We start from the raw sequence: 12359 nt of genomic DNA, 5'->3' as shown, positions 1-12359 counted from the left end.
GCCCCGGCTCCCCCGCAAGGGAGGGCCGGGGCTTTTGCGTTGGCTGTGACGCTGGCTCTCACCCTGGCGGTGGCGCTGCCTGCGGCACTCCGCTTCACAGCGCAGACATAGCTTCGCCGGGAGGTTCGCACAGCGGCCCGTACCACTGTGGGATCAGCGCCGGACATCGGGTCCGGCAAGAGACCCCCAAGAAAAATTAGGAGTACCGTGAGCGTTCTTGCCCGGAGTGTAGGCAACGCCTTCCGAAACAAGGTCAGGACCGCCGCTGTGGTGGCCGTGCTGGCCGTAGCCATCGGACTTGCCCTGGCCATGCTCGTGGCCAACCAGGCCGTCACCGGCAAGGTGGCCGAGCTGAACGCCTCGGTGGGCACGGTCCTGACCGTGAACCCGGCCGGCGGCCAGGGTTTCGAAGGCGGCGGCGAGCCGCTGACCTCGGCACAGGCGGCCACGGCGGCGGCCGTCCCCAACGTCAGCAGCGTGGTCGGCACCAAGGCACTGCGCCTGCGCAACGCCGCTCAAATTGCTGCCGAGGCGGCGTCCGGACGGACAGGCCAAGGCGGCCCCGGCGGGCAGTCGGCCACCTCCGTCACCACGAGCCTCACGGCCGCCGTCGACGCCGGCACGCTCGGCAACCGTAACCAAGCTAGTACCGGCACTTCTGGCACCTCCGGAAGCACAACCGCGGCCGCCCCGGCGTTCTCGCTGCCCATCACCGCAACGGGCATCGGCGCCGGGGTGGACTCCACCGGCAAGGCCCTGCAGTTGACGCAGGGTACCGGCCTGGGCAACTACACCGCCGCGTCCACCGGCGCCCTGCTGGGCACCACACTGGCCACGAAGAACGGCCTCAGCGTGGGCTCGACGTTCACCATCCAGGACAAGACCTTCACCGTCCAGGGACTGTTCGACGCGGGCACCGCCTTCGGCAACAACGCCCTCTACGTGACGCTTCCGACCGCCCAGACCCTTGCCGCACTGCCGGACGAACTCTCCACCATGATCGTCACGGTCAACAGCATGGAAAACGTCGACGCCGCCAAGACCGCGCTGCAGGCGGCGCTCGGCTCCGGCAAGGCCGACGTCACCCAAGGCCAGCGGAATCTTGCGACCGCCGTCAGCTCGCTGGACAGCGTCAAGAATATTTCCTTCATCGCCTTCGTCGCTGCCCTTGGCACCGCCGGCCTGATCATCCTCCTGATCATGGTCATGCTGGTCCGCGAACGCCGCCGCGAAATCGGCGTGCTGAAGGCCATCGGCGCCCCTAACCGCACCATCGGCCTGCAGTTTGTGCTGGAGGCCCTCGTGCTGGTGGCCTTGGGCAGCGTGGTGGGCGCCGCCGTCGCCTCCCTTGCCAGCGGCGGCATCGCCAGCGCCCTCATCAGCTCCAGCAGCACGACGGCGGCGGCCGGCCAGCGGGGCGGCCCCGGCGGCTTCCCCGGCGGCCAGGGTGGACCCTTCGGCGGGGCCAGCCAGCTGCTGACCTCCGTGACGGCGAGCGCCTCCCCCGGCGTCATCGCCGCGGGCATCGCCGCGGTCTTCGGCGTCGCCATCATCGGCGCCCTCGTCCCGGCCCTGCTCACCGCCCGCATCCGTCCCATCGAAGTCCTCCGAGGAGAATAGCCATGATCGAAGTCAAGAACCTGGTCCGCACGTTCAAGTCCGGCGACCGGAGCATCAAGCCGGTCAACGACGTCAGCTTCGAGCTCGAACAGGGCACGCTGGCCTCGATCGTGGGCAAGAGCGGCAGCGGCAAGAGCACCCTGCTCTCCTTGCTCGGTGCGCTGGACAAGCCCACCAGCGGCGACGTGGTGGTCAACGGCGTGAGCCTGGCCAGCATGCCGGACGGGAAGCTGACCAACTACCGGCGCCGGGACATCGGATTCGTGTTCCAGCAGTTCAACCTGATCCCGAATCTCTCGGCCGTGGACAACGTGATGCTGCCGATGGAGTTTGCCGGGATGCGCAAGGCCGCCCGGGCCGAGCGGGCCCGGCAGCTGCTCGAACAGGTCCAGCTCGATCCGGACAAGCACGTGCGGCGCATCAACCGGCTCTCCGGCGGCGAGCAGCAGCGGGTGGCGATTGCCCGGGCGCTGGCGAACGAACCCAAGCTGATCCTGGCCGATGAACCCACCGGCAACCTGGACGAGCAGACCGGCGAGCACATCATCGAGCTGCTCAGCACGCTCAGCCGGGACCACAACACCACCATCCTCGTGGTCACCCACGACCGCGCCCTGGCCAACAAGACGGACCGGCGCTTCCGGCTCCAGCAGGGCCGGCTCACCGAGGAACCGGCCCGGAACCGGGCGACGGCGGCCGTAACCGGCTGAGGTCCGGCCGGCGGAACCGGCGTCGAACCGCCGGCGTCGGGGCTCCGGCGTTGGGGCTGCGGCGTTGGGGCTGCGGCGTTGGGGCTGCGGGCGAGCCTTGGGGGCCCGCCCGCAGCCCCGGCGTCGAACCTCGTGGGTGCCAAACCTCCCGCGTGCCGGGGCCGTCAACACGGCGGGCCGTCCGCCCGCGGGTGAGAAGATGGCACCATGTCTGCCCTCATCGCGAAGCCGTGGCTGTTCAGCCAGCCCGACCAGGATCCCCGCACAGCCACCGGCGCCAGGCTGCGCTGGGGAATCGTCGCCACCGGCGGGATCGCCGCGGCGCTCACCCGCGACCTTGAACTTCTGGCGGATGCGGAACTGTACGCCGTCAGCTCCCGCACCCAGGCGGCGGCCGACGCGTTCGCGGCCGACTACGGTTTTGCCCGTGCCTACGGTGACCGGGACGGCGTGAGCGGTTATGCCCGGCTGCTCGCCGACGACGGCGTCGACGTCGTCTACGTCGCCACGCCACACGCCCACCACCACGAGATCGCTCTTGCCGCCCTTAATGCCGGCAAGCATGTGCTGTGCGAGAAGGCCCTCACAGTCAACGCCCGGGAAGCCGCCGAGCTGATTGCAGCGGCCCGGGCAAACGGCCTGTTTCTGATGGAGGCGGTGTGGAGCCGGTTCCTGCCCAGCATGCAGCGGGCGTTTGAGATCGCTGCCTCGGGCGAGATCGGCGCGGTCAAATGGGTGGGAGCCGATCTCGGTTTCCCGGCGCCGTATTCGCCCGCCTCCCGGCTCTGGGCGCCCAAGGACGGCGGCGGCGCCTTGCTGGACCTGACGGTCTACCCGCTGCTCTGGGCGCTTGGCACCCTGGGGTTCCCGCAAACTGTCAGCGCCACCGGCTGGCTCAATGACGACGGCGTGGACGCCCAAAACGCCTTGACGCTCGGCTACCACCACGGCGCGCAGGCCCAGCTGACGTCGTCGCTGCTGGCGCACGGGCCGCGCACAGCCACCGTCGCCGGCAGCAATGGCTTCCTCCAGACGTCCGGCTCCATCAACAACCCCAAGGAACTGCTGGTCAGGATCGGCTTCGACGATCCCCGGAGCGAGGAGTTCTCTGTGGTCGGGCGGGGCTACACCTACGAACTGCGCGAGGTCACGCGGTGCATCCAGCACGGACTCACCGAGAGCCCGGTCATGCCGCTGGAGGACTCTCTGAACACCATGCGGCTCTTCGACGGTGTGCGCGCGCAACTCGGGGTGACCTACCCGAACGACGCCCACTGACCACGTCCCGCGGGCGCCGGACCCGGCGCATTCCGAGGGTCTCGGTATGCCTACAGTTTCGGCTCCGCTCTGGACTCCCCGTTGGGGCCGACTTACCCTGTAGGCAATCGTCCAGTCTTCGCGGAGCGGGGGTGCGCACATGGATCCAGCAGCAGCGTCCTCCCGCGCGGGCCGCACCCCGCGCCGCGTGCGCCCCATCCGCCCCTTGCGCCACGTGCTCTTGGCCGCCGTCGCCGGCGCCGCATGGCTGACCCTCTCCGGCACGGCCGCACAGGCGGATGACGCGTGCACGATCTCCGGGACGGCCGACGACGCCGGCGAGAGAGCGGCGGCCGCCGGCTGCACGGACGCCGACGACCTCCCTGTTCCCTCCGTCGACCCCCTGGTCTCCGTGGACATCGCTCCGGCCCCGGCGGGCACCTGGTCCGCTGGTGCCGTTCCGGGCCCGAGGCCGGATGTCGCGGACGTTGATCCCGCCGATGCTGACGAGCCGGCGCAGACGGACCCGGACCTCGCGGCCCCGGTTCCGGAATCTCCGCCGCCCGCCACGGGGCCCGCGGCGCCTGACCCGATTCCGGCGGCAGTCGAGCCGGCGCTCCCCGATCCGGCAGTGACCCCGCCCGTGGTGGACCCCGGCGTCCCCGGTGTGGATCCTGCCGTCCCGGGCCCCGGCGTTGCCCCACCGGTCGTGGACCCACCGGTCGTGGACCCACCGGTCGTGGACCCACCGGTCGTGGACCCACCGGTCGTGGCCCCACCGGTCGTGGCCCCACCGGCACCGGATCCCGGCGTTGTTCCGCCGGTTGTGGACCCCGCGGCTCCGGTTCCCGGCGTTGTTCCGCCGGTTGTAGACCCCGCGGCTCCGGTTCCCGGTCCGGCCGGCCCGCTGCCCGGTGACCCTGCGGCCGTACCTCCAGGCGGCGCCGTTCCGGGCGACGTCCCGGCGGGGAAACCGGCGGGGACGCCGGCAGCCGTCGGCGGCGCATCGTCGTCGGCTGGCACTCCCACCGCGGGTGCCGCAGAAGCGGGCACCGCCAACACGGGCACAGCTAAGGCAGTATCGCCTGAACCGCCGGCGCCTGCTCCCACCGGTTCCGATGCGGCCCGTCCCGTCGAGGCATACAATCCCCCGGTCGCCCCGGTTGCCTATGCCCCCTGGCTGATGTCTGAACCCCGTGCGGGGGCACCTGTCCGGTCTAGCGCGGCCCCTCCGGCTGAACCCCCTGCGGGGACTGGTGACCCGTCGGTTCCCTCCGGCAACCCGGGTCCGAGCCCGTGGCATGGCGGCACGGGCCTGCCTGCGCCTGAGGCACTCCCGCCTGCTCCCGGCACCGGGTCCGGCGGCGGCCACTCCGCCAATGGGCCTGCCGGAACGGCTGCGTGGATGCCCAGCCTGCTCTTCTACCTGCCAACAATCGAGGCCGACCCCATCGGCGGTCCGCTCCAGCACGAGTACGCAGCCGTTTGCGCTGATCCCGGTTCTTCTCCTGACTAGTCGGGCCGTCTCTGCCTCCACAGAGCACGGCCCGTCGGGCTGCCTTGGCCGCCCGTTAGCAGTCACCCAGGAGAATCCCCCATGGACTCGATCGTCCACCGCCGGGTTTCCGGCACCCCAATTCCCGCCAGCCTGACCCCGTCCACGCGGCCACCGTCCACGCCTTCCCCGTCCACGTCGCCACCGTCCACGCCTTCCCCGTCCACGTCGCCACCGTCCACGCCTTCCCCGTCCACGTCGTCGCGGGCGCGAGAAGGGCGGGCACGAGAAGGACGGCGCGCCCCCGCGTACCCGGAGCGCTCCGGTCCGCAGCCCCGTCCCGGCTGCAAACCCCGCCCGCCGTAACGCGTGCCACCGCTCCCGTCGACGTCCTGTAACCGCCGGAGCGAGGTCGTTGGGTCCGCTGGGGGACCCAACGGCATGCTCCGGCTCCGGCGGAAGGGCGCCTGCGGATGAGCGACCAGCCAGGCAATGCACTTCAATGCCGGGACCGGCGCGTCGGCCGCATGGAACGGAAGCGGATACCCGTCCCCGTATCATTCTTTATGAGCGCCGCAGGTGCGCACACGGAAGGTATAGGGACATCGTGGACAGTTCGCCCAACAGCGTCACGGCCGAGCCCTTGGGCGGCCGCTATGAGCTGGGGGAGGTGATTGGCCGGGGCGGCATGGCGTCGGTCTACACTGCCAGGGATCTGAACCTTGGCAGGGACGTTGCCCTGAAACTCTTCGCACCTCAATGGGCCGATCCTGACGAGCTTCGCCGCCAGGAAGCAGAGATCGAATTGCTGGCAACTCTGAACCATCCAAGCCTGGTGACGCTGTTCGACGCCGGGATGGACACCCGGGTTCCCGACGAGCCCCGGCCCTTCCTGACCATGGAGCTCTTGGACGGCCAGGATCTGCGGACCCGGATTCGCCACAGCCCCCTGCCACTGGACGAGTTGGCCGTGGTCGGCGCTGGGATCGCCGACGCCCTCGCCTACGTCCACAGCCTCGGCATCGTCCATCGGGACATCAAGCCCGCCAACATCCTCCTGGTGCCGGTCCGGCCGGGAGAGCCGTTTCGGCCCAAGCTCACAGACTTCGGCATCGCCCGAATCATCGACGGGACCCGGCTTACAGCCACGGGAACCATGGTGGGAACCGCCGCCTATCTCAGTCCGGAACAGGCCCGCGGCGCCGACCTCGGACCGGCGAGTGACATCTACTCTCTGGGCTTGGTCCTGCTCGAATGCCTCAAGGGCGAAGTGGAGTATCCGGGCAGTGCCGTCGAATCTGCTGTGGCCCGCCTGCACCGAGCGCCCGTCATTCCGGACGCGGTGCCCGAGGAGTGGGCTCGCATTATCCAGGCCATGACAGTCCTCGACCCCTTGGACCGCCCGTCGGCCGCCGAACTTGAGGCAGCCTTCCGGATGGCCCTCGTTTCCCCCGGGTCCCTGCCGGGACCCGTCAAAGCGGAAACCACCCGGATACTCCCAGCCCCGCCGGCAAGGCGGCCCCGCCCACGCCGGCCCGCCGCCGCCGCAGCTCCGGCGGCGGCGAGAACACGACCCCTGAGCTGGCTGGACCCGGATGCTCTGCCGCCCCGGCCGCGCCACCGTCCCTCGCATAACCGCGGTGCCGCATGGTTCCGCCGGGCCAGGCTCCGCACCCGCGTGGCCCTGCTGCTCGCCGTGCTGGCAGTCCTTGTTGTCGGGGCAACGGTCGCGGTCACCCTGTCCGCCCCTGCGGCCCCCGACGTCGTCCCTTACCCCACCGTCACGGGGCCACTCGGCGATCATCTGAAGGATCTGCAGAAGGGCGTGGAACCATGAGCCACTCGCGAACCGCCAGGCAGGACCGCGGCCGTTCCAGGTACCGGATGCCCGCAGCTCTCCTCGCGGGACTGCTGGCGGCCGGGGCGCTGGCCGGCTGCGGGCCTGCACCTGAACTGGGCCGCGACGCGGCCAGGCAACTGCAAACTCAGGTCCTGGCTGTCAGCGAGGCTGCAGCCGCCAACGACCCCGCCGGTTCCCTGAAACACCTTGACGAGCTGCTGACCCGCCTGGATGCCCTCGCTGCGAGCGGCGAGGTGTCCTTCAGACGCCACCAAAGCATCAAGTCATCGATTGACGCCGTCCGGGCAGACCTGGTCGCGCAGCAGGCGGCGGCCGAGGCAGCGCGAAAGGCGGCCGCAACAGCATCGGCTAAACAGGCTGCTGCGGCTCAGGCGGCAGCGCAGGCGGCGGCTGCCGCCCGTGCCGCCCCGGCCGCCGTCGCCCCAGCGCCGGCACCGGCGCGGGCACCGGCACCGGCACCGGCGCCGGCCGGCAAGGGCAAGTCGAAGGACAAGGGGAAGGGCAAGGGCTGAGGCGCCCGCGTAACTGCTGCCGCACTGGATTCCGCGACACTTGGGGCCGCGACACGCGTCGACTTGGCCGCAGACCGACCGTGAAGCCTCCGCCGTCATCGTCAGTCTGCTTACTATTTCGGCGGAAGCCCGCTAGCGTGGAGGAACGGCTTTATGCCGGTCAACGACAAGAATCGCGGACTGCTGTCCGCCAATCGAAGGAGTGACGCCTGCATGGCAACTGTTCAGGAATCCATCGAAGTCAATGTTCCGCTAAGCCAGGCCTACAACCAGTGGACGCAATTCGAGGAATTTCCGCACTTCATGAGCGGCGTGGACTCCGTTAGTCAGCTGGACGACACCACTGTCCATTTCAAGACCAGCATCGGTGGAGTCCGGCGTGAGTACGACGCGCGGATCACCACGCAGGAACCGGACCAGCGCGTGTCGTGGGAAAGCCTTGATGAACCACGGAACGCTGGCACCGTCTGGTTCGAAACCCTCGGCGAGGCCGAAACGAAGGTGAACGTCGAGCTGACCTGGGAGCCGGACTCGGCTGCGGAAAAGATCGGTGCGGCCATCGGCCTTGATTCCCGTCAGGTTGCTGCCGACCTGAAGAAATTCAAGCAGTTTATCGAAGAGCGCGGAGCCGAGACGGGCGGATGGCGCGGACGCGTGGACGCAGTCGCGCCGGGCGCCACCACCGCCGTGCCGCTCCAGGAAGAAGTGGGCTACGGCGCGGAGCCTGCCTTCCAGCACGTGGACGCCGATCCCGACCTTGCCCCCGAGCCGCCCTTCGGCCAGGACCAGCAGAGCTGACCACACTGATCTGCCTGGTTTGCCCTTTCGGACTGGCAGCAAAACGCCCCGCCTCCCTTCAGGGAGACGGGGCGTTTTACGTGGCGACCAACCGGGCGAGGCCGGTACGTTGCCTGCGCGCTGCGGCGGAAACTACTTGGTCAGCGTCGCAAGCACTTCGCTGAACTTCGCCGAGGGGCGCATGACGGCTGAGGCCTTGGCCTCGTCCGGCCGGTAGTACCCGCCGATGTCCACCGGGGATCCCTGGACGGCCAGGAGCTCGCCGGTGATGGTGTCCTCGTTGGAGTTCAGCGCGTCGGAAACGGCGGCGAAAGCCGCGGCGAGCTCGGCGTCGTCGTTCTGGCGGGCCAGTTCCTGGGCCCAGAACTTGGCCAGGTAGAAGTGGCTGCCGCGGTTGTCCAGCTCGCCGGCCTTGCGCTTCGGGGACTTGTCCTCGAGCAGGAACGTGCCGGTGGCGCGGTCCAGGGTGTCGGCCAGGACCTGGGCGCGGGCGTTGCCGGTGCTGGTGGCGAGGTGCTCGAAGCTGACGGCGAGCGCAAGGAATTCGCCCAGGCTGTCCCAGCGCAGGTGGTTTTCCTTGAGCAGCTGCTGGACGTGCTTCGGGGCGGATCCACCGGCGCCGGTCTCGAACAGGCCGCCACCGTTGATCAGCGGTACCACGGAGAGCATCTTGGCGCTGGTGCCCAGTTCCAGGATCGGGAAGAGGTCCGTGAGGTAGTCGCGGAGCACGTTGCCGGTCACCGAGATGGTGTCCTCGCCCTTGCGGAGGCGTTCCACGGTGAAGGCGGTGGCCTTTTCCGGGGACATGATGGCGATTTCCAGGCCCTCGGTGTCGTGGTCCTTGAGGTATTCCTCCACCTTGGCGATCATCCGGGCGTCGTGCGCGCGGCCCTTGTCCAGCCAGAATACGGCGGGTGTGGCGGAGGCGCGGGCACGGGTGACGGCCAGCTTGACCCAGTCACGGATCGGCACGTCCTTGGTCTGGCAGGCGCGCCAGATGTCGCCCGGGGCGACCTGGTGCTCGATCAGCACGGTGCCGGCGTCGTCGACGATCTGGACCGTGCCGGCGGACTGGATCTCAAACGTCTTGTCGTGGCTGCCGTATTCCTCGGCGGCCTGGGCCATGAGGCCGACGTTCGGGACGGTGCCCATGGTGGTGGGATCGAAGGCGCCGTGGGCGCGGCAGTCGTCGACGACAACCTGGTAGATGCCGGCGTAACTGCTGTCCGGGAGGACGGCGAGAGTGTCGGCTTCCTGGCCGTCGCGGCCCCACATGTGGCCCGAGCTGCGGATCATGGCCGGCATTGAGGCGTCGACGATCACGTCGGAGGGCACGTGGAGGTTGGTGATGCCCTTGTCGGAGTCGACCATGGCGAGTTCGGGGCCGTCGTTGAGGCCCTTTTCGATGGCTGCCTGGACGTCGCCGCGGATCTCCTCGGGGAGGTCCTCGAGGCCGTTGAGGATGGAGGCCAGGCCGTTGTTGGGGCTCAGGCCGGCGGCGGCGATCTGCTCGCCGTAGGTGGCGAAGAGGTCTGCGAAGTAGGCCTTGACGACGTGGCCGAAGATGATCGGGTCCGAAACCTTCATCATGGTGGCCTTCAGGTGGGCGGAGAACAGCACGCCCTCCTCCTTGGCCCGGGCGACCTGGGCGGCGAGGAACGCATCCAGGGCCGCGGCGCGCATCACGGTGCCGTCGATGACCTCGCCGGCCAGGACCGGGAAGGCACGCTTGAGGACCTTGACCGTGCCGTCATCCTTGACGAGCTGGATCTTGATGTTGGTGTCCGCATCGATCACCACAGACTTCTCGTTGGAGCGGAAGTCATCGGCCTCCATGTGGGCCACGTTGGTCTTGGACTCCGGAGTCCACGCGCCCATGCTGTGCGGGTTCTGGCGGGCGTAGTTCTTGACCGAGAGCGGGGCACGGCGGTCCGAGTTGCCTTCGCGCAGGACCGGGTTCACGGCGGAGCCCTTGATCTTGTCGTAGCGGGACCGGATATCCGTCTCCTCGTCCGAGGAGGGGTTGTCCGGGTAGTCCGGCAGCGCGTAGCCGTGGCCCTGGAGTTCGGCGATTGCCGCCTTCAGCTGGGGCACGGAGGCGCTGATGTTGGGCAGCTTGATGATGTTGGCTTCGGGCGTCTTGGCAAGGGCGCCAAGCTCGGCCAGGGCGTCGCTGACGCGCTGGTCTTCGGTGAGGTAGTCGCCGAACGCGGCGATGATGCGGCCGGCCAGCGAGATGTCGCGGGTCTCCACTTCCACACCGGCCGTCGAGGCAAACGCCTCAATGATCGGCAAGAACGAATAGGTGGCCAGCATCGGCGCTTCGTCGGTGTGGGTATAGATAATCTTTGCCATTGCTCGGGCGTCTCCCTGAAGGTCTGGGTATTTCCGGAATCTTGTGTTATCTCAACACCCCTAACTTACCCGAGGTGCTCCCGTTGGTGCCTACCGGCGTCGTGCGCGGACGGATGCGTGACACCACAACGCGGCATAACAAGAATTGACAAACGACTTTACAGGTTAGTCAAATTGCCGTAGTTTCGTTCCATCCAGCGGCCGCGACCAGCGGCCGCCCCGCATTTTTACCGGTTAGGACACCATGAGAACACCCAAGACTCTGGCCACCAGCCTGCTGACTCTGTCGGCCGCCGCACTGCTGGCCCTGAGTGCCGCGGGGGCGGCCACCGCCTCCCCCGCACCGGCCAAGGCACCGGTTTCGGCCCCCGATGTCGCAAGCCACACCGTCACCGAAACGGGGACGGCCGGCTACTGGACCACGGAACGCATGCGCAATGCGGTTCCCGGCGACGTCCTGGCCAACAAGGCCATGAAGCGCAATGGCAAGGCCGCGAAGCCCGCGGCGGCACTGCTGGAGGGTGCCGCCCCGAGCAAGGTTGAGGCCGCCGCTCCGACGCTGCAATCCCAGGCCCTTCAGACCAAGACCAATGCGAGCGAGACCCCCGTCCCGCACATCGGCAAGGTCTTCTTCACCCTCGGCGGGACCAACTACGTCTGCTCCGGCAACTCGGTCTCCTCCGCCAACAAGAGCACTGTCACCACGGCAGGACACTGCGTGAATGAGGGCCCGGGCGCCTTCGCCACCAAGTTCACGTTCGTCCCGGCGTACCTCAACGGCGCGGCCCCCTACGGCATGTGGACGGCCAAGGCCCTCTACGCCCCCACCCAGTGGAGCTCCTCGGGCGACATGACCTACGACACCGGCTTCGCCGTAATGTCCACCCTTAACGGCAAGTACCTGAGCGACGTCGTAGGCGGCTCCGGGCTGCAGTTCAACGCCGCCCGCGGCCTGAGCTACAAGTCATTCGGCTACCCCGCCGCGTCGCCTTTCAACGGTGAATCCCTCAAGAGCTGCTCCGGCACCGCCACCAATGATCCCTACAACCCGCAGTTCAACACCCAGGGGATCCCCTGCAACATGACCGGCGGTTCCTCGGGCGGTCCGTGGTTCATCGGCACCAGCGCTTCCGGCTACCAGAACTCCATCAACAGCTATGGCTACGGCAGCAACTCCACCAAGATGTACGGCCCGTATTGGGGCACAGTCATCCAGCAGGCCTACACCACCGCGGCTGCCTCCTAGCCTGAGGGCACGGGCCCCGTTCACGCGGGGCCCGTACACCCCGGGCGCGTGGACCCGGGTGCGGGGACCTTGGTGCCTGGACCCGGGGCGGGGACCTTGGTGCCTGGACCCTGGGCGGGGACCCGGGGGCCTGGATCCTGGGCGGGGACCCGGGGGCCTGGATGCCCAGCCTTGTTACCCCAAGCACGGGCACCCCGGATTGATACCGAAACCTTGTTATTCAAACCTCGACTACTCAACCCTCCCAACCCTTGTTCACCCCAGCCTTGTTTACCGCAGGCTTGTTTACCCCAGCCTTGTTTACCCCAGCCTTGTTTACCCCAGCGCGGGGATCCTTGCGGCCCCTCTTCAGCAGTGGGGAGGACGCGGTGGCCCCGCGCTGGCATCAAAAGGGGACGGCGGATCACCGTTGGACATGCCCTCCCCCCGCGTCAAGGCCCGGACATATACCCCCTATGTCCGGGCCTTGGCGTGAAGAATGAGCATGTCCCCCGGTCCGGTCCGA

At 68.6% G+C, this 12359-nt stretch carries 9 protein-coding genes; 8 read left to right on the top strand and 1 reads right to left on the bottom strand.

The window, feature by feature from the left end:
- Positions 1 to 207: 207 nt before the first annotated feature.
- The 7 genes from BLQ10_RS00200 to BLQ10_RS00165 all read left to right on the top strand — a co-directional run bounded on the left by BLQ10_RS00200 (position 208) and on the right by BLQ10_RS00165 (position 8253).
- On the top strand, positions 208 to 1620 hold the full coding sequence (locus BLQ10_RS00200) for an ABC transporter permease (protein ID WP_091556958.1): 1413 nt from the start codon (positions 208 to 210) through the stop codon (positions 1618 to 1620).
- A gap of 2 nt (positions 1621 to 1622) precedes the next feature.
- Entirely contained in the window at positions 1623 to 2330 is a 708-nt protein-coding gene (locus BLQ10_RS00195; protein ID WP_091556955.1) for an ABC transporter ATP-binding protein, read from the top strand.
- Between the two features lie 207 nt (positions 2331 to 2537).
- Positions 2538 to 3608, top strand: coding sequence for a Gfo/Idh/MocA family protein (locus BLQ10_RS00190; protein WP_091556952.1), 1071 nt, complete (start codon positions 2538 to 2540; stop codon positions 3606 to 3608).
- Between the two features lie 139 nt (positions 3609 to 3747).
- The gene (locus tag BLQ10_RS00185; protein WP_091556949.1) at positions 3748 to 5103 is read left to right on the top strand and encodes a hypothetical protein; all 1356 of its coding nucleotides are present in this window, start codon (positions 3748 to 3750) and stop codon (positions 5101 to 5103) included.
- Positions 5104 to 5686: 583 nt separating this feature from the next.
- Complete coding sequence (locus tag BLQ10_RS00175; RefSeq protein ID WP_175558438.1) at positions 5687 to 6919, top strand: serine/threonine-protein kinase; 1233 nt, start codon at positions 5687 to 5689, stop codon at positions 6917 to 6919.
- A complete protein-coding gene (locus tag BLQ10_RS00170; protein ID WP_254785329.1) occupies positions 6916 to 7455 on the top strand; it encodes a mucin-associated surface protein in 540 nt (179 codons plus the stop codon). Before BLQ10_RS00175 ends, BLQ10_RS00170 begins: the two co-directional genes overlap by 4 nt.
- A gap of 213 nt (positions 7456 to 7668) precedes the next feature.
- Positions 7669 to 8253 carry an SRPBCC family protein gene (locus BLQ10_RS00165; RefSeq protein ID WP_091557867.1) on the top strand — a complete coding sequence of 195 codons (585 nt, stop codon included), beginning with the start codon at positions 7669 to 7671 and terminating at the stop codon, positions 8251 to 8253.
- 132 nt (positions 8254 to 8385) lie between these two features.
- Here the strand turns inward: BLQ10_RS00165 and BLQ10_RS00160 are convergent, their stop codons facing one another.
- Complete coding sequence (locus BLQ10_RS00160) at positions 8386 to 10608, bottom strand: NADP-dependent isocitrate dehydrogenase (RefSeq protein ID WP_091556944.1); 2223 nt, start codon at positions 10606 to 10608, stop codon at positions 8386 to 8388.
- 244 nt (positions 10609 to 10852) lie between these two features.
- On the opposite strand from BLQ10_RS00160, the gene BLQ10_RS00155 reads away from it, so the two are divergent.
- The gene (locus tag BLQ10_RS00155) at positions 10853 to 11854 is read left to right on the top strand and encodes a trypsin-like serine peptidase (RefSeq protein WP_091556942.1); all 1002 of its coding nucleotides are present in this window, start codon (positions 10853 to 10855) and stop codon (positions 11852 to 11854) included.
- The last annotated feature ends 505 nt before the right edge of the window (positions 11855 to 12359 follow it).

It is taken from the genome of Arthrobacter sp. ok362 (assembly GCF_900102785.1).
Classification (GTDB): Bacteria; Actinomycetota; Actinomycetes; order Actinomycetales; family Micrococcaceae; genus Arthrobacter.
This window is presented reverse-complemented; position numbering and strand designations above follow the sequence as displayed.

Bases quoted from the DNA above. Each gene is read 5' to 3' on its own strand.
- BLQ10_RS00195 (WP_091556955.1), top strand. From the start codon at position 1,623: ATGATCGAAGTCAAGAACCTGGTCCGCACGTTCAAGTCCGGCGACCGG.
- BLQ10_RS00190 (WP_091556952.1), top strand. From the start codon at position 2,538: ATGTCTGCCCTCATCGCGAAGCCGTGGCTGTTCAGCCAGCCCGACCAG.
- BLQ10_RS00185 (WP_091556949.1), top strand. From the start codon at position 3,748: ATGGATCCAGCAGCAGCGTCCTCCCGCGCGGGCCGCACCCCGCGCCGC.
- BLQ10_RS00170 (WP_254785329.1), top strand. From the start codon at position 6,916: ATGAGCCACTCGCGAACCGCCAGGCAGGACCGCGGCCGTTCCAGGTAC.
- BLQ10_RS00165 (WP_091557867.1), top strand. From the start codon at position 7,669: ATGGCAACTGTTCAGGAATCCATCGAAGTCAATGTTCCGCTAAGCCAG.
- BLQ10_RS00160 (WP_091556944.1), bottom strand. From the start codon at position 10,608: ATGGCAAAGATTATCTATACCCACACCGACGAAGCGCCGATGCTGGCC.
- BLQ10_RS00155 (WP_091556942.1), top strand. From the start codon at position 10,853: ATGAGAACACCCAAGACTCTGGCCACCAGCCTGCTGACTCTGTCGGCC.